This is a genomic window from Pseudomonas sp. DrBHI1 (genome assembly GCF_002205115.1).
Lineage (GTDB): Bacteria > Pseudomonadota > Gammaproteobacteria > Pseudomonadales > Pseudomonadaceae > Aquipseudomonas > Aquipseudomonas mosselii.
In genome coordinates this window covers 1560-20792 of sequence record NZ_NIBE01000133.1, presented here as the reverse complement: position 1 = coordinate 20792, position 19233 = coordinate 1560, and the positions used below count along the sequence as shown (strand labels likewise).

Below are 19233 nucleotides of genomic sequence, written 5' to 3'. Positions count from 1 at the left end.
ATATGGACTTTTTATCTATTTTATGAAGCGAGGGACAATGAACGAGATGCCATTGATGGCGATGGCCGAGCGTTTTCTCTCGGCGTTGAAACATTGCCAGGTATTGCAGATGCGCGTGCACCACGCCGACGCCGACGGCATGACGCTGGTGCTGCCCTGGTCACCGGCCATTGTCGGCAACCCGCAGAACGGCGCGGTGCACGGCGGGGTGCTGACCACGCTGATGGACACCACCTGCGGCATGGCCACGCTCTGCGCGTTGCCGCGTTTCGAGGTGTGCCCGACCCTGGACCTGCGCATCGACTACATGCACCCGGCCGAGGCCGGCAAGGACATCTTCGGCCATGCCCAGTGCTACCGGGTGACCCGCGATGTCATTTTCACCCGCGGCACTGCCTACCAGGACGACCCCGCGCAGCCGATCTGCCAGGTGGTCGGCACCTTCATGCGCCTGGGGCAGGACGTCAAGGGCGGCATTCGCTTCGGCAACAGCCTCAAGGAGGGCCGCGCGTGATCCCCGCCGATATCCGTCAACAGTTGAACCGGGCCCATGCTCGCGGCGATTACCAGCCATTGCTGGCATTGATCCCGTATGCCGGGTTGATCGGCATCGAGTGCGAGCGCCACGGCGACGACCTGCTGTTCCGCCTGCCGGCCAACCCTGACAACATCGGCAACCCGTTGTTACCGGCGATCCATGGTGGCGTGATTGCCGGCTTCATGGAGCTGTCCGCGGCACTCTACCTGTTGATCTACAGCGAGAGCGCGAGCATCCCGAAGATCATCGATTTCTCCATCGATTACCTGCGCGCCGGGCATTTTCGCGACACCTACGCCCAGTGCCAGCTATGGCGCCAGGGGCGGCGGGTGACCAACGTCGCCATCACCGCCTGGCAGGGCGATCGCGACACGCCGATCGCCACGGCGCGCGCACATTTCAAGATCGAACCGGAAAAGCCCTTGAAATAGTCAGGGGTGCCCCCATCTGCTGGACATCCGCCATCAAAAGCAGGCCCGACGGCCGCCAGGCGTCAACAACCAACAGATTGGAGTTTGAAGACCATGAGTGTGGAGACTCAAAAAGAAACCCTGGGCTTCCAGACCGAGGTAAAGCAGCTGCTGCACCTCATGATCCATTCCCTGTATTCGAACAAGGAGATCTTCCTGCGCGAGCTGATCTCCAACGCTTCCGACGCCGCCGACAAGCTGCGTTTCGAGGCCCTGGCCAAGCCTGAGCTGCTCGAAGGCGACGCCGAGCTGAAAATCCGCCTGAGCTTCGACAAAGACGCCAATACCGTGACCCTCGAGGACAACGGCATCGGCATGAGCCGCGAAGACGTCATTGCCCACCTGGGCACCATCGCCAAGTCCGGCACCGCCGACTTCATGAAGAACCTCACCGGTGACCAGAAGAAGGATTCGCACCTGATCGGTCAGTTCGGCGTGGGCTTCTATTCCGCGTTCATCGTCGCCGACAAGGTCGACGTGTTCAGCCGTCGCGCCGGTCTGCCGGCCGCCGAAGGCGTGCACTGGTCGTCCAGGGGCGAGGGTGAGTTCGAGGTCGCCACCGTCGACAAGCCGCAGCGCGGCACCCGTATCGTCCTGCACCTGAAGAAGGGCGAGGACGAGTTCGCCGATGGCTGGCGCCTGCGCAACATCGTCAAGAAGTACTCCGATCACATCGCCCTGCCGATCGAGCTGCCGAAGGAGCAACCAGCGGCTGCCGAAGGCGAAGAGCAGCCGGCCCAGGAGTGGGAAACCGTCAACCGCGCCAGCGCCCTGTGGACCCGTTCGCGCACCGAGGTCAAGGATGAGGAGTACCAGGAGTTCTACAAGCACATCGGCCATGACTTCGAGAACCCGCTGGCCTGGAGCCACAACAAGGTCGAAGGCAAGCTTGAGTACAACTCGCTGCTGTACGTGCCGGCCCGCGCACCGTTCGACCTGTACCAGCGCGAAGCGCCACGCGGTCTGAAGCTGTACGTGCAGCGCGTGTTCATCATGGACCAGGCCGAGTCGTTCCTGCCGCTGTACCTGCGCTTCATCAAGGGTGTGGTCGACTCCAACGACCTGTCGCTGAACGTTTCCCGCGAGATCCTGCAGAAGGATCCGATCATCGATTCGATGAAGACCGCGCTGACCAAGCGCGTGCTGGACATGCTGGAGAAGCTGGCGAAGAACGAGCCCGAGCAGTACAAGGGCTTCTGGAAGAACTTCGGCCAGGTGCTGAAGGAAGGCCCGGCCGAGGACTTCGCCAACAAGGAGAAGATCGCAGGCCTGCTGCGCTTCGCCTCCACCCACGACGACAGCGGCGAGCAGAGCGTTGCCCTGGCCGACTACCTGGCCCGCGCCAAGGAAGGCCAGGACAAGATCTACTTCCTGACCGGCGAATCCTACGCCCAGGTCAAGAACAGCCCGCACCTGGAGGTCTTCCGCAAGAAAGGCATCGAAGTGCTGCTGCTGACCGACCGCATCGACGAGTGGCTGATGAGCTACCTCAGCGAGTTCGATGGCAAGGCCTTCGTCGACGTCGCCCGTGGCGACCTGGACCTGGGCAAGCTGGATTCCGAAGAGGACAAGAAGGCCCAGGAAGAAGTCGCCAAGGACAAGGAAGGCCTGGTCGAGCGCCTCAAGGGCGCGCTGGGTGACAGCGTGGCCGAAGTGCGTGTCTCGCACCGCCTGACCGATTCGCCGGCGATCCTGGCCATCGGTGAGCAGGACCTGGGCCTGCAAATGCGCCAGATCCTCGAAGCCAGCGGGCAGAAGGTGCCCGAGTCCAAGCCGATCTTCGAGTTCAACCCGACCCACCCGCTGATCGAGAAGCTCGATGGCGAGCAGAGCGAAGACCGCTTTGCCGAGCTTTCGCACATCCTGTTCGACCAGGCGGCCCTGGCGGCCGGCGACAGCCTGAAGGACCCGGCGGCCTATGTGCGTCGCCTCAACAAGCTGCTGGTCGAGCTGTCCGCTTGATCTGACGCAGACAAAGCCCGCTTCGGCGGGCTTTTTCTTTCTGGTGAGAATGGGGGGCGCTGGGAATGCATCTATCATGTGCTGACCCGTGAAGCCCAAGGAGAGCTGAATGAGCAAGGTCATCGTCGAATCGCTGGTCTACCACCTGTCAGGCAAAGCCTACGAAAGCCGCCTGGTCTACACCCAGGGCGCGCTGCCCCAGCCGGGCCTGGTGATGGCGCCGAACTGGATGGGTATCGGTGAGGGCGCCGAACGTATCGCCAAGGAAGTGGCCGAGCAAGGCTATGTGGTGTTGATCGCCGACCTGTACGGCCAGTCGGTGCGCCCGTCCAATGCCGATGAGGCGGGCGCGGCGATGATGCCGCTGAAAAATGATCGCGCCGAGCTGCGCAAGCGTATGCAGGAGGCGCTGGCGCAGCTGCTGGGGCAGTCTAGGGCCTTGTTGGAGCCTGGCAAGGTGGCCACCTTCGGCTTCTGCTTCGGTGGCTGCTGCGCGTTGGAACTGGCCCGCTCCGGCGCCGACCTGAAGGCCGCCGTTTCCTTCCATGGCACCCTGGACACGCCAAGCCCCGAGGATGCCAAGCGCATCAAGGGTTCGGTGCTGGTGCTGCATGGCGCTTCCGATCCGCTGGTGCCCAAGGAACAGCTACCGGCTTTCGAGGCCGAGATGAACGCGGCCAAGGTCGACTGGCAATTGCTCAGCTATGGCGGCGCGGTGCATTCGTTCACCGATCCGAACGCCAATGTGCCGGGCAAGATGCAGTATGACCGGCGTACGTCGGAGCGGGCGTTCCGCTCGATGCATAACTTGCTCAAGGAAGTGTTCGCAGGCTGAACGCTCAGGGGCCGCAAAGCGGCCCCGGTTTAGCGCGGTAGTTCGATCCGCCCGCTTTCCCCCGGCACCACTGGCCAATCCCCAGCCGCCCAGCGCGCCCGCGCCGACTCGATCAAGGCCGGATCACTGGCCACGAAATTCCAGTTCATCCGCCGCGGACCATCCAGCGGCGCGCCGCCGATCAGCACCAGCTGGCACTCCTCCTCGGCATACAAGCTCACCGCTTCGCCCTCAGGCAGCACGACCAGGCTGCATGGCTCGACGTCCTCGCCATCCAGCAGCAACTCACCTTCGAGCAGATACAGCGCGCGCTGTGCGTGTTCCGTCGGCACGATCAGGGTGGTGGCCGGCTGCATGCGCACATGGGCATAAAGTGTCGGGGAGAGCACTGGCACGGGGGATTCCAGGCAGAAACCCTTGCCCGCAATCATGCGGATCTGCACGCCCAGGCTGTCGCTGAGCGGCAGGCTGGCCGCCGGGTGATGGCTGTAGCTTGCCGGCCCTTGTTCGGCGCTTTGCGGGGAAGCCAGCCATACCTGCAGCCCATGCAGGCGCGAGCCTTTGCGAAATGCTTCTGCCGGCGTTCGCTCGACGTGCGCCACGCCGGCGCCGGCGGTCATCCAACTGACATCGCCCGGCTGTACGCGCTGGTCCGAGCCCAGGCTGTCCTTGTGCTGGATTTCACCCTCGAACAGGTAGGTGAGGGTGGACAGGCCGATATGCGGATGCTGGCGAATGTCCATGCCATGGTCCGGCGCGTAGTCGGTTTCCAGCATATGGTCGAAGAACACGAAGGGGCCGACGCTGCGGCACTGCGCCGATGGCAGCGGGCGCAGGATCGGCTGGCCCTCGACCGATTCGGCACGTGGGCGGATGACCAGGGGACTGCTCATGGCGACACTCCTTGAGGGATGCCTGCAAGCATAGCGTTTCGCCGTCCGTGGCTGAACCGTCGCGGGCGCTGCCCGGTCTACTCTGGCGGGGATGGCAAAAGGAGGCTCCAATGATCGCCCGCACACTGGCTTGCCTGCTGTTGAGCGCAGGCCTGTTCGATTCCGCGCAGGCCCGCGACTACCGCTACAGCGACGCGCACCTGCACTACGTGGACTTTTTCCAGGAGACCGAGGGCATGCCGGCGTTGCTCAAGGCCATGGACGCGGCCGGTGTGGAGCAGTCGATGATTTCCGGCATTGCGGTGGCGAAGAAATGGCACGAGGACGAGCCCAAGCGCCCGCGTTATTACGCCGGGGATGACGCAGACGCCTACTGGTACAGCGCCACCGACCTGTATGTCGCCGCCGCGTTGCAGAAGCTGCCAGCGCAGCAACGCCGTCGCTTTCACCCGTTTCTCACCGGCTTCAATCCGGTGGACAAGAACGCCGTCAATCATATCGAGCGCATGCTCGACCTCTATCCGGGGTTGTGGCAGGGCATTGGCGAAGTGTTCACCCGCCACGACGACCTCACCGCCCTGACCAGCGGCGACACGCCGCGGGCCAACAACGAAGCCATGACCCGCATCTATCACCTGGCTGCCGAGCGCGACCTGCCGGTGCTACTGCATTCGAACATCACCTCCAAGCGCGAGCGCAACCCGCTTTACCTGGCCGAGATCGAAGAGCCACTGCGCAACCATCCGCAGACTCGCTTCATCTGGGCCCACGCCGGCAGCAGTCTGGAGATCCATCGACATCAGGAACAGATGGATTTTCTCCTGCCGGTGCTGACGCGGCTGTTGGAGGACTACCCGAACCTGTATGTCGACCTGTCCTGGAGCGTGCTCAAGCCCTACCTGCTTGATCCGAAGGGTGTGCCGCGCCAGGACTGGGTGGCGCTGGTCGAACGCTTCCCTCAGCGTTTCGTGCTCGGCTCCGACCTGGTGGGGCAGTTCGACAGCCTGGGTGAACAGATGCACGGTTTCGACCCCTTCCTTGATGCCTTGCCGGCAGCGGTTGCGGAGCAGGTGAGTCGGACGAATTTTGTCAATCTGCTGCCAAAAGCAGCGAAGTAGCGCGTTATAGCAGTGGATAGCTTTTTGATATCGCGTTTTCGTCTTACGCAATTTCCAGGCGGCCCGATACCTTCATTAAGCGACGGAACAACGCTTTTGGGAGGGATCCTGGAAATGAGCCTGAGACGCTTGAATATCGCCCCGCGCGCGGGCCTGGGCTTCGGCATCATGGCGCTGCTGGTGGTGGCGCTGGGCGGCTTCGCGCTGCAGCAGATGACCAGCATGCGCCAGCAGTCCGAGCAGGTCGACAACAATTGGCTGCCGAGCGTGATCTCGGTGGGCAGCATGACCCAGGACATGCTGCGCATCCGCGCCTTGACCCTGCGCCTGCTGGTCAACACCGACCCGGCCGCCCAGCAGCAGAACCGTGCCCGCATCGAAGAAATCAAGGGCGGCCTGAGCAAGGCTCAGAACCATTACGATGGGTTGATCGTGCTGCCAGAGGAGCGGACCTTGTTCGACCGCTACCAGGTCCTGGAGCGCCAGTACATGACCTTGCAGGGGCAGGTGGTGCAGTTGGCCACCGATGGGCATGTTCAGGACGCAGCGGTGCTGGTCAACGGCGAGATGAACCAGCTGGCCGACCAGATGACCGCCACGCTCAACGAGCTGATCGAGCTGAACAACCACCAGGCCAACTCCGCCACAGACCTGGCCGAGGCCGTGTACAACGGCGCCAAGGTCTGGGTCGGCGTGCTGCTGGTGATCGCCCTGAGCCTCACCGTGGTGCTCGCCCTGGCCCTGACCCGCAGCATCGTGCGACCGCTCGGGCAGTCGCTGAAGGTGGCCGAGACGGTCGCCACGGGCGACCTCACGCCGCAGATCACCGTGCAGGGCGACGATGAGCCGGCGCGCCTGCTGGCGGCGCTCAAGAGCATGCAGCAGAGCCTGCGCGAGACCATCGGGCGGATCTCCGATTCAGCCAGCCAGCTGGCCTCGGCGTCCGAAGAGCTGAGCGCGGTCACCGAAGACGCCACCCGCGGCCTGCAGCAGCAGAGCATGGAGATCGAGCAGGCCGCGACCGCGGTGAACCAGATGACGGCGGCGGTGGAGGAGGTGGCGAGCAATGCGGTGGCCACCTCGGAGGCTTCCCGAGAGTCCGACCAGATCGCCCGCCGTGGGCGCGAGCAGGTGCAGGCCACGGTCACTGCCATCGAGGCGCTGGCCAATGGCGTGGCGGGCAACGCCGAAGAGGTGGGGCAACTGGCCCAGCAGGTGCACGACATCAGCAAGGTGCTGGATGTGATCGGCTCGATCGCCGAGCAGACCAACCTGCTGGCGCTAAACGCTGCTATCGAGGCGGCGCGGGCCGGCGAGGCCGGGCGTGGGTTCGCCGTGGTCGCTGACGAGGTGCGGGCGCTGGCCCACCGCACGCAGACCTCGACTCAGGAGATCGAGCAGATGATCGTGGCTATTCGCAGCGGCGCCGAGCGGGCCGTGCAGGGCATGCAGCACAGCGACGCCCAGGCCCGTTCGACCTTGGACGGCGCCCATGCCGCCGGCCAGGCGCTGGAAGCGATCGCAGCGGCCATCGGCCAGATCAACGAGCGCAACCTGGTGATCGCCAGTGCCTCGGAGCAGCAGGCCCAGGTGGCGCGGGAGGTGGACCGCAACCTGACCACCATTCGCGACCTGGCGCACCAGTCCTCGGCCGGGGCCGAAGAAACGTCCGCCGCGAGCCAGGCGCTGTCGCGGCTGGCGGTGGACCTGAACACCCTGGTACAGCGGTTTTCGGTATAAGGGCCATCGCGGGGCACAAAAAAAACGCCCGGACTTTGGTCCGGGCGTTCTCGTTCAGCGGATCAGCCGATCACTTGCCAGTCCAGCGCTTGAGCACCAGGGTGGCGTTGGTGCCGCCGAAGCCGAAGCTGTTGCTCATGACCGTGTCGATCTTGGCGTTTTCTTCGGTCTTGCGCAGCACCGGCAGGTCGGCGACTTCCGGGTCCAGCTCGTCGATGTTGGCGGAGCCGGCGATGAAGTTGTTCTCCATCATCAGCAGGCAGTAGATCGCCTCGTGCACGCCCGCGGCGCCCAGCGAGTGGCCCGACAGGCTCTTGGTCGAGCTGATCTTCGGTGCCTTGTCGCCGAACACTTCACGCACGCCCTTCATCTCGGCGACGTCGCCGACCGGGGTGGAGGTGCCGTGGGTGTTCAGGTAGTCGATCGGGGTGTCGACGGTGGACAGCGCCTGCTGCATGCAGCGGATCGCGCCTTCGCCGCTCGGGGCGACCATGTCGTAGCCGTCGGAAGTCGCGCCGTAGCCGACGATCTCGGCATAGATCTTGGCGCCACGGGCCAGGGCATGTTCCAGTTCCTCGACCACCACCATGCCACCGCCGCCGGCGATGACGAAGCCGTCACGGTCGGCGTCGTAGGCGCGCGAGGCCAGTTCCGGGGTTTCGTTGCGCTTGGTCGACAGGGCGCCCATGGCGTCGAACAGGAACGACTGGCTCCAGTGCTCTTCTTCACCGCCACCGGCGAAGACGATGTCCTGCTTGCCCCACTGGATCTGCTCCAGGGCGGTGCCGATGCAGTGTGCGGAAGTGGCGCAGGCCGACGAGATCGAGTAGTTGATGCCCTTGATCTTGAACGGGGTGGCCAGGCACGCCGACACGGTGCTGCCCATGGTGCGGGTGACACGGTAGGGGCCGACGCGCTTGACGCCTTTTTCGCGCAGGGTGTCCAGGGCTTCCATCTGGTTCAGGGTGGAAGCACCGCCGGAGCCGGCAACCAGGCCGGTGCGCGGGTTGGAAACCTGCTCTTCGGTCAGGCCGGCGTCCTTGATCGCGTCCTGCATGGCGAGGTACGCATAGGCGGCGGCGTGGCCGACGAAGCGATAGACCTTGCGGTCGATCAGCTCTTCGAGGTTGAGGTCGATGGAACCGGAAACCTGGCTACGCAGCCCCATTTCCTTGTATTCCGGGTTGTAACGGATACCCGGACGGCTGTTGCGCAGGTTTTCGGTGACGGTAGCTTTGTCATTGCCCAGGCACGATACGATGCCCAGACCAGTGATCACGACGCGGCGCATGCGAATAACCCTTAGAAATTGTCAGTGGAGGTGAACACGCCGACCCGCAGGCCTTCGGCGGTGTAGATCTCGCGACCGTCGACGCTGACCGAGCCATCGGCGATGGCCATGTTCAGCTTGCCCTTCAGGACGCGCTTGATATGAATGTTGTAGGTGACTTTCTTGGCTTCCGGCAGGACCTGGCCAAAGAATTTCACTTCGCCCGAACCCAGGGCGCGGCCACGGCCCGGCAGGCCCTGCCAGCCGAGGAAGAAGCCGACCAGCTGCCACATGGCGTCCAGGCCCAGGCAGCCCGGCATCACCGGATCGCCTTCGAAGTGGCAGGCGAAGAACCACAGGTCCGGATTGATATCCAGCTCGGCGACCAATTCACCTTTGCCGAACTTGCCGCCTTCCTCGCTGATATGGGTGATGCGATCGACCATCAGCATGTTCGGGGCGGGCAGTTGCGCATTACCGGGGCCGAACAGCTCACCGCGACTGCAGCGCAGCAGGTCTTCCCGAGTAAAGGCGTGTTGTTTGGTCATGCGAGCTCCTCAATAACCCCCTGCGGCAGGGGATGAATCTTCCCGGCCGGCCCGAAGCGCTTGGCATTCGAGGCGGCAGCCTACAGGTAGACTATTGCGTTGTGGTGAAAGTCACAGCGCACCTGGCAAAAGAAGTACAGGTGTGCACTGAAATGTTATTTTCCGGCCCTGCGGCGGTCCTGTCCAGTCCTTAAGACTGCCGCACTTTAGCATTTATCGCCAGTCGCGGCTGTCCGACCCGGCAACCAGCGTTGCAGGATGCGTTGCAGATCGGTGCGTTTGAACGGCTTGCTCAGGTAATCGTTCATTCCGGCGGCCAGGCAGCGTTCGCGGTCGCCCTGCAACGCGCTGGCGGTCAGGGCGATGATCGGCAGGCCCGCGCTGCCCGGCAGCTGGCGGATGCGCCGGGTGGCCTCGTAGCCGTCGACATGCGGCAGGCGGCAATCCATCAGCACGGCGGCAAAGCGTTGCTGGCCGACCAGGTCGACGGCCTGGGCGCCGTCCATCGCCAGGCTCACCTCGAAACCGAGGCTGCGCAGCATCGCCTCGATGACGCTCTGGTTGACCGGGTTGTCCTCCACCAGCAGCACTCGCCCGCCGCCTTTGCCTGTCGCGCTGTCCTGGGGCGCAACGGGCAGGGTGGCGGGGGTGCTGGCCAGGGCCAGTGGCATTTCCAGGGTGAAGGTCGAGCCCAGCCCCTCGCGGCTCTCGCCGCGCAGCTGGCCGCCCATGCGCTCGGCCAGGGTGCGGGCGATCGACAGGCCCAGCCCGGTGCCGCCATAGCGCCGGGAGATGGTGTTGTCGGCTTGCTGGAAGGCCACGAACATCATCTCCAGGCGGTTGCTGTCGATGCCGATGCCGGTGTCGCGCACGGTGCAGGTCAGCCAGATCAACTGGCGATCGAGCACCTGCCAGCGGGCCTCGATGGCCACCTCGCCGCGCTCGGTGAACTTCAGTGCGTTACCCACCAGGTTCAGCAGGATCTGGCGAATGCGCGTCGGATCGCCCACCACCTGCAGCGAGTCCATGCCCGGCGGTAGTTGCAGGCGCAGGTCCAGGTTGCGCTGCTGGGCGCTGTGCTGGAACGACTGCACGCTGCTGGTGATCAGCTCGCCGAGGTTGAAGTCGATATGTTCCAGCTCCAGGGTGGTGCGCTCGATCCGCGAGAAGTCGAGGATATCGTTGATCACCTTGAGCAGGTGGCCGGTGGATTCGCTGGCCACGGCGGTGTAGTCGGCCTGTTCGCCGGTCAGCTCGGTCGTCTCGAGCAACTGCAGCATGCCCAGCACGCCGTTCATGGGGGTGCGCAACTCGTGGCTCATCATCGCCAGGAAGTCCGACTTGGCGCGGTTGGCCTGCTCGGCTTCTTCGCGGGCCTGGATCAGCTGGCCCATGGCCTGTTGCTGTTCGTGGGCGGCCTGGTCAAGGGCGCTGGCCAGGTTGTTGATGTGCCGGGCCAGGTGGCCCAGCTCACTGTCGTCGACCACCGGCAAAGGCGCGTTGAAGTCGCCTTGCTGGATCGCCCGGACCGCGTGGCCCATGTCGCTGATCGGCTTGGACAGGCTGGTGGCCAGGCGCCGCGCCAGCAGGAAGGTGAACAGCAGGGCGAACAGGGCGAGGATCGCAGCCTTGATCACGATCTCCTGCTGGCGCTGGCTGAAGGCGTCGTCGGACATGCCGACGATCACCCGGCCGAGATAGTCGTCGCCGATGTTCGGCGCTGGCGCCTTGCCCTGCAGGAAGTCATTGTCCAGGCGGATCTGCTGCAGGCGGATCGGCGCCTGGAACACCTCGACACGCTGGGCGCGGCTTTGGCTTTCGTTGGGTTGCTCGACGTACACCAGGATATGGTTGCGGCTGTCCTGCACCTCGAGGAAACGCACGTGGGGAATGCTCAGAGTGGCGCGCATCAGGCTCTCGAGGACTTCGTTGTTGCCCGAGATCACCCCGTACTCCGAGGCTGGCGCCAACTGGTTGGCGATCAGTTGCCCGGTGTGGTTGAGTTCCTGGCGCAGGTCCTGGATCCGCACGAAGGTGAAGAAGCTGATCAGCAGCAGGGTCAGCAACAGGGCGGGGCCCAGGCTGATGATCTGGGTACGGGTATGGATGTCCCAGCTCAGGCGCTTGCTCATGGGGTGGGGGCTCCTTCGGCGAGGGCCAGGGCGGCGGCGACCGGGTCGATCGCCTCCAGGCCAAGGGCGCGAGCTACCTGCTGGTTGCCGCTGACACCGAAGTGCGCGGGGTAGAGGCTGCGCGGCCAGCGGCCTGGAGGCAGGTCGAGCAGTTGCCCGAGCACCGCCAGCCAGTCGTCCTGGTCGCTGTAGGTGCTGGCCAGGGCGCCGGCACGGACGAAGCCGACGTTCGGCCCGATCAGCGCCATCTGTCGGCCATAGCTGCTGAGCAGCACGTTCTTGGCCGACTTGGAGTTGTACAGGTCGGGATCGTCCAGGCCGAGCAGCACGTCGCTGTTGCCCAGCAGGGCCTGCAGGGGACGGCTGTCGCGAAGGTCGGGCCAGTCCTGGGCGACGATTTCCAGGCCCAATGAACTGGCGGCCTGGCGCAGCTCGTCGAGCAAGAAACGGCTGTGTTCGCCGTACAGCACGCCGATGCGCCGTGCCTGCGGCAACAGGTATCGGGTCAGGCGCAGTTGCCGGGCCAGGGGCGGGTCGCTCCAGAGCAGGGTCAGGTAGGCGGGGCGCGAGGCGCCCAGGCGCTGCTCGGCCTGGACCCGACTGACCCGCAGCGCCAGCGCTGCCGGTCCTGCGGCCTCGCCCAGGCGCCATTCAAGGGCTGGGGTGTCGAGCAGGATCAGCCGGGTGTCTGCCTTGAGCTTGCCCGGGCTCGGCAGTTGCTCGACAGTCTGGAACCGTACCTGGTCGTTGGGGCGACGTTTTTCCAGGGCCGTGACGAAGCTGCGAATGCCGGGCTGGTCCTCGGCGCCCACCAGCAGGATTTCGCTGGCGGACAGCGATCCCAGGGGCCATAGGCACAGCAGCAACAGGCGCAGCAGACGGACCATCAGAATTCCAGCTCCGCGCTGACGCTCAGGCGGTGGCGGCTGTCGTAGCGGTTCTGCTCCAGGGTGACCGGTTCGTCGTCCAGGCGCTGCTGCCACAGCGCGGCCAGCTCCAGGTTGCTGCCGTGCACCTTGAAACGCTTGGCCAGGCGCAGGTCGACCCGTTCGTAACGGTAACCATTGAGGGCGTCGTCACCGTAGTAGAAAAGGGCGCTGGACCAGCCTTCGCCCCAGTCGCGCAACCAGCCGGCCGAACCGCTGTTGCGTGCGCTCAGGCGCCGGTCGTTGGGGTTGCTGGCCCAGGCGTCGACGTAGGCGTAGGTCAGGCGCAGGCGATCGCGCTGGGTGGCGCGCCAGTCGAACTGCGCCTCGCTGCCGCTGAAGCGCGCCTTGTTGGCGTTGCTGGCGATGTACTGGTTGTTCCTCAACGGCTCACTGATCATCCCGGTGATCTCGTCATAGAACAGTTTCACGTCCATGCTCAGGTCGATGTCGGTGAAATAGCCGTTGTAGCCGAGTTCACGCGAGCGCATGCGTTCCTGGTCGAGGTTGCCCGGGCCGCGGGTCTTGACGAAATATTCGCCGTTCTGCAGGCCGTAGCGGTTGGGCGTGAGGTTCTTGACCGTGTAGCTCCAGTTGACGTTGTTCTCGAACATGTCCGGCGAGCGGATCGCCTCGGAATACACGGCGCGCAGGCCGTGGCGCGGGGTGATCAGGTAGTTCACCGCCACCCGTGGGGTGAGCGAGTTGCCAGACAGTTGCGAGTGCTCGTGCATCGCCCCGCCCTGGACGATCCAGTGTTCGTCGATGCGCCATTCGAGCTGGCCGAACAGGCGCCAGGTCTGGTCATCGATGCTGCCGTTGAAGTAGGTCTGCGAGTCGGCCTTGTCGTAGCGGTAGTTCATGCCGGTGACCAGGCGCAGGCTGTCGGTGAGGCTCAGGGTGTCCTGGATTTCCAGGTCGTAGCGGGTCTCGCGGGTGCTCTGGTCGACGTCGCCGCAGATCGTGTTGCGGCCACCGTTGACCCACTGGTTCTGTACCTGGCTCATCAGCGAGCCGAGCTCAGGGTTGGTGGTGCTGGGCAGGTTGCCGGTAAACAGGTTGCGCGCGACCTTCTCGGCGAAGTTCGGGTCGAGCTGCCACAGGCGGGTCAACTCCGGGCTGAAGGCGATTGCCGCGTCGCAGGCACGCCATACCTGCTGGCGGTCGAAGTGCTGGGCCGAGCCCTGCACATACAGGCTGTGTTCGGGGTTCAGGTCGATGTTCCAGCGCACCGAACCTGCGTAGTCCTTGGCGTTGACATCGGCATTGTCGCCGGCCCGGTAGTTGCCGAACACCGGCTGGTAGGTATAGGGCCGCTGGTTGCTGCCCTCCTTGGCCGCCAGTTGCCATTCCAGGGTCTGGTTCGGCGCCAGGGTGTGGCTGGCGTTGAGGTTGACGCGGTTGAGCCGGCGGCTGTCGCGGTAGTCGCGGCCGAACTGGTCGTGGTCGAAGCCATCGTCCTGCTGGCCGGAGAGCGACAGGCGCAGGTCGCCGCTGTCCCAGCCAAAGCCCTGGCTCGCGTAGTAATCGTTGATGCCATCCTGGCCGCGGCTCAGCTTGACCCGGGTGCCATGGCTGTCGGCCGGGTTGCGGGTGAGGATGTTGACCACCGCCATCAGCGCGTTGGCACCGTAGCTGACGGTGTTGGGACCGCGGAACACCTCGATGCGCTCGATATCCTCGATCGCCACCGGGATATCGCTCCAGTCCACCGTGGCCAGGCCCGCGCGGTATACCGAGCGGCCATCGATCAGCACCTGCATGCGCCGGGCATCGCTGACATTGCTGCCATGGTAGTTCACCGTCGACTGATTGCCGGCGCCGTACCCGATCATCATCCCCGGCACCAGGCGCAGCAATTCGGGAATATCGCGGGCGCCGCTGGCGCGGATCAGCTCGCTGTCCAGCACGGTCATGCTACCAGGCACCGCCGCCGGGGATTGTTTCAGGCGCGTGGCGGTCAGAACCTGCGGCAGGTCCTGGTTGTCGATGAACAGGTCGTCGGCCAGGGCCGGCCCGCCCAGCAGGGCGGTCAGCAACAGCAGGCGAGGATACGGGGGCGTGCCAGGGAACACGAAACGGCCTTGTTTCAGAAATGAATCAGGCATGTTAACCGACCCTACGGCTTTTGCCAGTGATCGGCGGATGGCCTATTGCCGCATCGCCCCCCTGAACTTTCTCTATTGTGTTCGGGTGCGTGGGCTGGCCCCACGATGCATACGCACTGGTTCTGTCGCATCGGCACCGTATAATGCCCGGGTCGCCACTTACTTTATTGGTTAACGGATTGGATATGACTGAACAGCAACCTGTTGCGGTTCTTGGAGGCGGCAGCTTCGGCACCGCCGTGGCGAATCTCCTGGCCGAGAATGGCCATCCGGTGCGGCAGTGGATGCGCGACCCGGCGCAGGCCGAGGCGATGCGCGTCGATCGCGAGAACCCGCGCTACCTCAAGGGCATCCGCCTGCATGACGGCGTCGAGCCGGTCAACGACCTGCTTGCCACCTTGCAGGGCAGCGCGTTGATCTTCGTCGCTTTGCCGTCGAGTGCCTTGCGCAGCGTGCTTGCTCCCCACGCCGAGCTGCTGCGTGGCAAGGGGCTGGTCAGCCTGACCAAGGGCATCGAGGCGCACACCTTCAAGCTGATGAGCCAGATCCTCGAAGAGATCGCCCCCCAGGCGCGCATCGGCGTGCTGTCGGGCCCCAACCTGGCCCGCGAGATCGCCGAGCATGCGCTGACCGCCACCGTGGTCGCCAGCGAGGACGAGGCGTTGTGCCAGCAGGTACAGGCCGTGCTGCATGGCCGTACCTTCCGCGTCTACGCCAGTGCCGACCGCTTCGGCGTCGAACTGGGCGGCGCGCTGAAGAACGTCTACGCCATCATTGCCGGCATGGCCGTGGCTTTGGGGATGGGCGAGAACACCAAGAGCATGCTGATCACCCGCGCCCTGGCCGAGATGACCCGCTTCGCCGTGAGCCAGGGCGCCAATCCCATGACCTTCCTGGGGTTGGCTGGGGTCGGCGACCTGATCGTCACCTGCTCGTCGCCCAAGAGCCGCAACTACCAGGTCGGCCATGCCCTTGGCCAGGGCCTGAGCCTGGAACAGGCGGTCAGCCGTCTGGGCGAGGTGGCCGAGGGCGTCAACACGCTCAAGGTGCTCAAGGCCAAATCCCAGGAAGTGGGTGTGTACATGCCGCTGGTGGCGGGCCTGCACGCGATCCTGTTCGAAGGGCGCACGCTCAACCAGGTGATCGAGCACCTGATGCGCGCTGAGCCCAAAACCGATGTCGATTTCATTTCCACCAGCGGTTTCAATTGAGGGAGCGACCATGAACGATACCCCCGAGCGCGCCGAGCGCGAGTCGATCATCCTGCGAGTGCTGTGGATGCTGGTATTCCTGGTGGCCTGGCAACTGGCCGAGCTGCTGCTCGGCGGCCTTGTGCTGGTGCAACTGATCTACCGGCTGGTCTATGGCGCGCCCAGCGCCAGCCTGATGAACTTCGGCGACAGTCTCAGCCAGTACCTGGCGCAGATCGGCCGCTTCGGCACCTTCCACTGCGACCAGAAGCCCTGGCCGTTCGCCGACTGGCCGACGCCGCGTGCGCCGGAGGGCGAGGCGCCGCACGCCGTCGCACCGGCAGCGCACCCAGTGCGTGACGAGGAGCCCAAGCTGTGAAGCTCTGGGTGCTGCGCCACGGCGAGGCGGAACCCCGGGCCAACAGCGACGCCGAGCGACGCCTGACCGCCCACGGTCGCGAGCAGGTGCTGCGCAGTGCCGCGCACCTGCTCGGCCAGCCGCTGCAGGCGATCATCGCCAGCCCCTACGTACGCGCCCAGCAGACCGCCGCCCTGGTGCACGGCGCGCTGGGCTTTGCCGAGCCGGTACGCACGGTGCCCTGGCTGACGCCGGACAGCGACGTGCAGCAGGTGATCGGCGAAGTCGAGCGCCTGGGGCTCGAGCATGTGCTGCTGGTCAGCCACCAGCCGCTGGTGGGCAGCCTGGTTGGTCTGCTTGAGCATGGCCATGGCCAGCAACCGGCGCCGTTGAGCACCGCGAGCCTGGCCGAACTGGAAGGGGACTGGCCATTGGCGGGGCTGATGACCCTGCGTGGCCTGCGTCATTCCGGCTGAGCCCTGGCAACTGGCATTTCTGTCAGTTGCCGGCCTGTCGTCTGGTCAAGTAGCGTGGCGCCGTGGCTGAGTCATGCAGCCGCGCAGGCACAGGGAGAGGCAAATGAGCCGTTATCGACTGGAGCTGGTGCGCTCCGTGAACCCGCAATCGCTGCTCGACAAGCTCAGTGATGCGCGTGCCCTGGACTTTGCGGAATACCGCCTGTTGCAGGACTGCGCCGACGCCAAGCTCGACGAGCTGATGCGCCGCTTCGAAGGCCAGTACGAACTCGAGCAGTTGCGCCAGGCCAGCATTCGCATGGCCCATTTGCTGCAGACCAGTTGCCTGGCCCTGCGCCGGTTGGCCGACAATGAAGCGGACCGCAGCCTGGCCCGCGAAGCGCTGGATTGGCAATTGGGCTACATGCGCGCCTGCCTGCACCGTTCGCTGGCCAGTCTCGAGCGCAGCCGAATGACCTGATCGCCACCGGCGATGACCTTTCCGAACGTTGCCGGCAGGGATCGGCTTACCGACAATGGGCCATCCATCCCCGTGCAGAGCAGGCGGCCATGTCGCAGCAGATCTTCTTCGCCCACGCCAACGGCTTTCCCTCGGCCACCTACGGCAAGCTGTTCGCCGCCCTGAGGCCGGACTACGAGGTATGTCACCTGGCGCAGCATGCCCACGACCCGCGCTTTCCGGTCAACGACAACTGGCAGAACCTGGTGGACGAACTGCTGCATCACCTCGAGCAGCAGAACGCGCCGGTCTGGGGTGTCGGCCATTCGCTGGGCGGCGTGCTGCACCTGCATGCGGCGTTGCGCCGACCGGAGTTCTACCGCGGGGTGGTGATGCTCGACTCGCCGGTGTTGACCCGCGCGGACGAGTGGCTGATCCAGGCCGCCAAGCGCCTGGGCTTCATCGACCGCATCACCCCGGCCGGGCGCACCCTGGGCCGGCGCGAGGCATTTCCCGATCGCGACAGCGCCCGTACCTATTTTGCCGGCAAGTCCCTGTTCCGCCACTTCGATCCGGACTGCCTTGAAGCCTACCTGGAGCATGGCCTGGAGCAGGGCGAGGAAGGCCTGCGCCTGCGCTTCGACCCGGCCACGGAGATCGGCATCTACCGCAGCATTCCCCATGTCAGTCCGGCCCGGCCACGCCAGTTGCAGGTGCCGTTGGCGATGGTGCGCGGCGCCCAGAGCCGGGTGATCCGCAAGCACCATGCCCTGGCCGTGCGCGCCATGGCCAAGGGCGAGTACCACAGCTTGCCCGGTGGGCACATGTTCCCGCTGGAACGGCCCACCGACACCGCCGGCCTGATCAAGGGCCTGTTCGACCGCTGGAGCCAGGCATGAGCGCCCAGGTCGAGGAGATTCGCCTGACGCTTGGCCATATCGAGCTGGCCGCGCACCTGTTTGGCCCGGCCGACGGCCTGCCGGTGATCGCCCTGCATGGCTGGCTGGACAACGCCAACAGCTTCGCCCGCCTGGCGCCGCAACTGAAGGGACTGCGCATCGTCGCCCTGGACCTGGCCGGACATGGCTACTCCGGGCATCGTCCAGTCGGCGCTGGTTATGCGCTGGCCGACTACGCTCATGACGTGCTGCGGGTTGCCGAGCAGCTGGGCTGGGCGCGCTTCGGCCTGCTCGGCCATTCGCTGGGGGCGATCATCTCGGTGCAACTGGCCGGGGCCTTGCCCGAGCGGGTCAGCCACCTGGCGCTGATCGACGGGGTGATTCCGCCGACGCTCAGCGAACAGGACGCCGCCGAGCGCTTGGGGCTGGCGTTGCAGGCGCAACTGCGCCTGGAAGGCAAGCGCAAGTCGGTGTACGCGACCCTGGAGGAGGGCGTCGAGGCGCGCATGAAAGGCATGGTCGCGGTCAGCCGTGAAGCCGCCGAACTGCTGGCCCAGCGTGGGCTGATGCCGGTGCCCGGCGGCTACAGCTGGCGCAGCGACAGCCGCCTGACCTTGCCCTCGCCAACCCGCCTGAACCAGGACCAGGCCATGGCCTTCGTCAAACGCATCGCCTGCCCGGCCTGCCTGGTGGTGGCCGCCGACGGCATGCTGGCGCGCCACACGCAGCTGCTGGAGCAGCTACCCTTCGAGCAGGTGACCCTGCCGGGCGGCCACCACCTGCACCTGAACGACGCCGAGGGCGCGGCCCTTGTCGCAGACTGTTTCAATCGCTTCTTTGGCATTCCTTGACTTGCACCGGACAACTGTCGAGGCTTGGCGGGTTGAAAGGGAGACAACCATGTACATGCCAGACATCCACGCGCCTTGCCCCGCCACCTGCGAGGGTGGTCGATGAGCGCACCTGTTTTCGTTCGCGGCGCCATCGCCGCCTGCCTCGCCATCGCCAGCCCCTTGCTATGGGCCGGCAGCCTACCGGTCCCGCCTGACGCCAAGGTGGTCGACCAGCGCCCGGCGGTGGAACAGGAGCGGGTCTACCCCCTGGGGCCGCTGCGCAAGATCAGCGGTCGCCTGCGGGTCGACGACAAGGTCGAGAGCCGTGGCCAGGTCAGTTCCGTGACCTACGAATTGCCGGTCGAGCGCAGCGCCCGCGAAGCCTTCACCAGCGCCCGCGAGGCCCTGCAGCAGGAGGGCGGCTATCCGTTGTTCTGGTGCCAGGGCCGCGATTGCGGCGAAGCTAGCCTATGGGCCAACGACGTGTTCGCCAATGCC

At 65.3% G+C, this 19233-nt stretch carries 19 protein-coding genes; 13 read left to right on the top strand and 6 right to left on the bottom strand.

What is annotated here, in order from left to right; all coding sequences use genetic code 11:
* Positions 1-37 precede the first annotated feature (37 nt).
* From CC207_RS24655 to CC207_RS24640, 4 genes are all read left to right on the top strand, one after another.
* Complete coding sequence (locus CC207_RS24655; RefSeq protein WP_088852916.1) at positions 38-514, top strand: PaaI family thioesterase; 477 nt, start codon at positions 38-40, stop codon at positions 512-514.
* A complete protein-coding gene (locus CC207_RS24650; protein ID WP_088852915.1) occupies positions 511-969 on the top strand; it encodes a PaaI family thioesterase in 459 nt (152 codons plus the stop codon). The genes CC207_RS24655 and CC207_RS24650 overlap by 4 nt, the downstream gene beginning before the upstream one ends.
* 93 nt (positions 970-1062) lie before the next feature.
* Positions 1063-2970, top strand: coding sequence for a molecular chaperone HtpG (htpG, locus tag CC207_RS24645; RefSeq protein WP_028690467.1), 1908 nt, complete (start codon positions 1063-1065; stop codon positions 2968-2970).
* A gap of 109 nt (positions 2971-3079) precedes the next feature.
* On the top strand, positions 3080-3805 hold the full coding sequence (locus CC207_RS24640; protein WP_028690468.1) for a dienelactone hydrolase family protein: 726 nt from the start codon (positions 3080-3082) through the stop codon (positions 3803-3805).
* A 29-nt stretch (positions 3806-3834) separates the two neighbouring features.
* Here CC207_RS24640 and CC207_RS24635 read toward each other — a convergent pair whose 3' ends face one another.
* The gene (locus CC207_RS24635) at positions 3835-4698 is read right to left on the bottom strand and encodes a pirin family protein (protein ID WP_088852914.1); all 864 of its coding nucleotides are present in this window, start codon (positions 4696-4698) and stop codon (positions 3835-3837) included.
* Positions 4699-4808: 110 nt separating this feature from the next.
* On the opposite strand from CC207_RS24635, the gene CC207_RS24630 reads away from it, so the two are divergent.
* Both CC207_RS24630 and CC207_RS24625 read left to right on the top strand, forming a co-directional pair.
* Entirely contained in the window at positions 4809-5816 is a 1008-nt protein-coding gene (locus CC207_RS24630) for an amidohydrolase family protein (protein ID WP_088852913.1), read from the top strand.
* 114 nt (positions 5817-5930) lie between these two features.
* Complete coding sequence (locus CC207_RS24625; protein WP_028690471.1) at positions 5931-7556, top strand: methyl-accepting chemotaxis protein; 1626 nt, start codon at positions 5931-5933, stop codon at positions 7554-7556.
* A gap of 70 nt (positions 7557-7626) precedes the next feature.
* Here CC207_RS24625 and fabB read toward each other — a convergent pair whose 3' ends face one another.
* From fabB to CC207_RS24600, 5 genes are all read right to left on the bottom strand, one after another.
* Positions 7627-8847 carry a beta-ketoacyl-ACP synthase I gene (gene fabB, locus CC207_RS24620; protein WP_028690472.1) on the bottom strand — a complete coding sequence of 407 codons (1221 nt, stop codon included), beginning with the start codon at positions 8845-8847 and terminating at the stop codon, positions 7627-7629.
* 11 nt (positions 8848-8858) lie between these two features.
* Positions 8859-9374: a 3-hydroxyacyl-[acyl-carrier-protein] dehydratase FabA gene (gene fabA, locus CC207_RS24615; RefSeq protein WP_028690473.1), complete on the bottom strand. Its 516-nt coding sequence runs from the start codon at positions 9372-9374 to the stop codon at positions 8859-8861.
* A gap of 206 nt (positions 9375-9580) precedes the next feature.
* On the bottom strand, positions 9581-11506 hold the full coding sequence (locus CC207_RS24610; protein WP_088852912.1) for a response regulator: 1926 nt from the start codon (positions 11504-11506) through the stop codon (positions 9581-9583).
* Positions 11503-12393 (bottom strand): ABC transporter substrate-binding protein, encoded by an 891-nt coding sequence (locus CC207_RS24605; protein WP_069016225.1) that lies wholly within the window; start codon positions 12391-12393, stop codon positions 11503-11505. The genes CC207_RS24610 and CC207_RS24605 overlap by 4 nt, the downstream gene beginning before the upstream one ends.
* Positions 12393-14540: a TonB-dependent siderophore receptor gene (locus tag CC207_RS24600; RefSeq protein ID WP_175406160.1), complete on the bottom strand. Its 2148-nt coding sequence runs from the start codon at positions 14538-14540 to the stop codon at positions 12393-12395. The genes CC207_RS24605 and CC207_RS24600 overlap by 1 nt, the downstream gene beginning before the upstream one ends.
* 185 nt (positions 14541-14725) lie before the next feature.
* On the opposite strand from CC207_RS24600, the gene CC207_RS24595 reads away from it, so the two are divergent.
* The 7 genes from CC207_RS24595 to CC207_RS28060 all read left to right on the top strand — a co-directional run.
* Positions 14726-15751, top strand: coding sequence for an NAD(P)H-dependent glycerol-3-phosphate dehydrogenase (locus CC207_RS24595; protein ID WP_028690477.1), 1026 nt, complete (start codon positions 14726-14728; stop codon positions 15749-15751).
* A 10-nt stretch (positions 15752-15761) separates the two neighbouring features.
* Positions 15762-16109 carry a DUF4389 domain-containing protein gene (locus CC207_RS24590; protein WP_028690478.1) on the top strand — a complete coding sequence of 116 codons (348 nt, stop codon included), beginning with the start codon at positions 15762-15764 and terminating at the stop codon, positions 16107-16109.
* Complete coding sequence (gene sixA, locus CC207_RS24585; RefSeq protein ID WP_062363695.1) at positions 16106-16564, top strand: phosphohistidine phosphatase SixA; 459 nt, start codon at positions 16106-16108, stop codon at positions 16562-16564. The genes CC207_RS24590 and sixA overlap by 4 nt, the downstream gene beginning before the upstream one ends.
* A gap of 103 nt (positions 16565-16667) precedes the next feature.
* Entirely contained in the window at positions 16668-17024 is a 357-nt protein-coding gene (locus CC207_RS24580) for a hypothetical protein (RefSeq protein WP_028690480.1), read from the top strand.
* A gap of 89 nt (positions 17025-17113) precedes the next feature.
* On the top strand, positions 17114-17902 hold the full coding sequence (locus CC207_RS24575) for an alpha/beta fold hydrolase (protein WP_028690481.1): 789 nt from the start codon (positions 17114-17116) through the stop codon (positions 17900-17902).
* Entirely contained in the window at positions 17899-18753 is an 855-nt protein-coding gene (locus tag CC207_RS24570; RefSeq protein ID WP_028690482.1) for an alpha/beta hydrolase, read from the top strand. The genes CC207_RS24575 and CC207_RS24570 overlap by 4 nt, the downstream gene beginning before the upstream one ends.
* 102 nt (positions 18754-18855) lie before the next feature.
* A partial coding sequence (locus tag CC207_RS28060) for a DUF4892 domain-containing protein (RefSeq protein WP_256582353.1) occupies positions 18856-19233 on the top strand: 378 nt, incomplete at its 3' end.

Bases quoted from the DNA above. Each gene is read 5' to 3' on its own strand.
- CC207_RS24605 (WP_069016225.1), bottom strand. From the start codon at position 12,393: ATGGTCCGTCTGCTGCGCCTGTTGCTGCTGTGCCTATGGCCCCTGGGA.
- CC207_RS24570 (WP_028690482.1), top strand. From the start codon at position 17,899: ATGAGCGCCCAGGTCGAGGAGATTCGCCTGACGCTTGGCCATATCGAG.
- CC207_RS24600 (WP_175406160.1), bottom strand. From the start codon at position 14,540: ATGCCTGATTCATTTCTGAAACAAGGCCGTTTCGTGTTCCCTGGCACG.
- CC207_RS24575 (WP_028690481.1), top strand. From the start codon at position 17,114: ATGTCGCAGCAGATCTTCTTCGCCCACGCCAACGGCTTTCCCTCGGCC.
- CC207_RS24635 (WP_088852914.1), bottom strand. From the start codon at position 4,698: ATGAGCAGTCCCCTGGTCATCCGCCCACGTGCCGAATCGGTCGAGGGC.
- CC207_RS24655 (WP_088852916.1), top strand. From the start codon at position 38: ATGAACGAGATGCCATTGATGGCGATGGCCGAGCGTTTTCTCTCGGCG.
- CC207_RS24630 (WP_088852913.1), top strand. From the start codon at position 4,809: ATGATCGCCCGCACACTGGCTTGCCTGCTGTTGAGCGCAGGCCTGTTC.
- CC207_RS24610 (WP_088852912.1), bottom strand. From the start codon at position 11,506: ATGAGCAAGCGCCTGAGCTGGGACATCCATACCCGTACCCAGATCATC.
- CC207_RS24590 (WP_028690478.1), top strand. From the start codon at position 15,762: ATGAACGATACCCCCGAGCGCGCCGAGCGCGAGTCGATCATCCTGCGA.
- fabB (WP_028690472.1), bottom strand. From the start codon at position 8,847: ATGCGCCGCGTCGTGATCACTGGTCTGGGCATCGTATCGTGCCTGGGC.
- CC207_RS24625 (WP_028690471.1), top strand. From the start codon at position 5,931: ATGAGCCTGAGACGCTTGAATATCGCCCCGCGCGCGGGCCTGGGCTTC.
- CC207_RS24580 (WP_028690480.1), top strand. From the start codon at position 16,668: ATGAGCCGTTATCGACTGGAGCTGGTGCGCTCCGTGAACCCGCAATCG.
- CC207_RS24595 (WP_028690477.1), top strand. From the start codon at position 14,726: ATGACTGAACAGCAACCTGTTGCGGTTCTTGGAGGCGGCAGCTTCGGC.
- htpG (WP_028690467.1), top strand. From the start codon at position 1,063: ATGAGTGTGGAGACTCAAAAAGAAACCCTGGGCTTCCAGACCGAGGTA.
- CC207_RS24640 (WP_028690468.1), top strand. From the start codon at position 3,080: ATGAGCAAGGTCATCGTCGAATCGCTGGTCTACCACCTGTCAGGCAAA.
- fabA (WP_028690473.1), bottom strand. From the start codon at position 9,374: ATGACCAAACAACACGCCTTTACTCGGGAAGACCTGCTGCGCTGCAGT.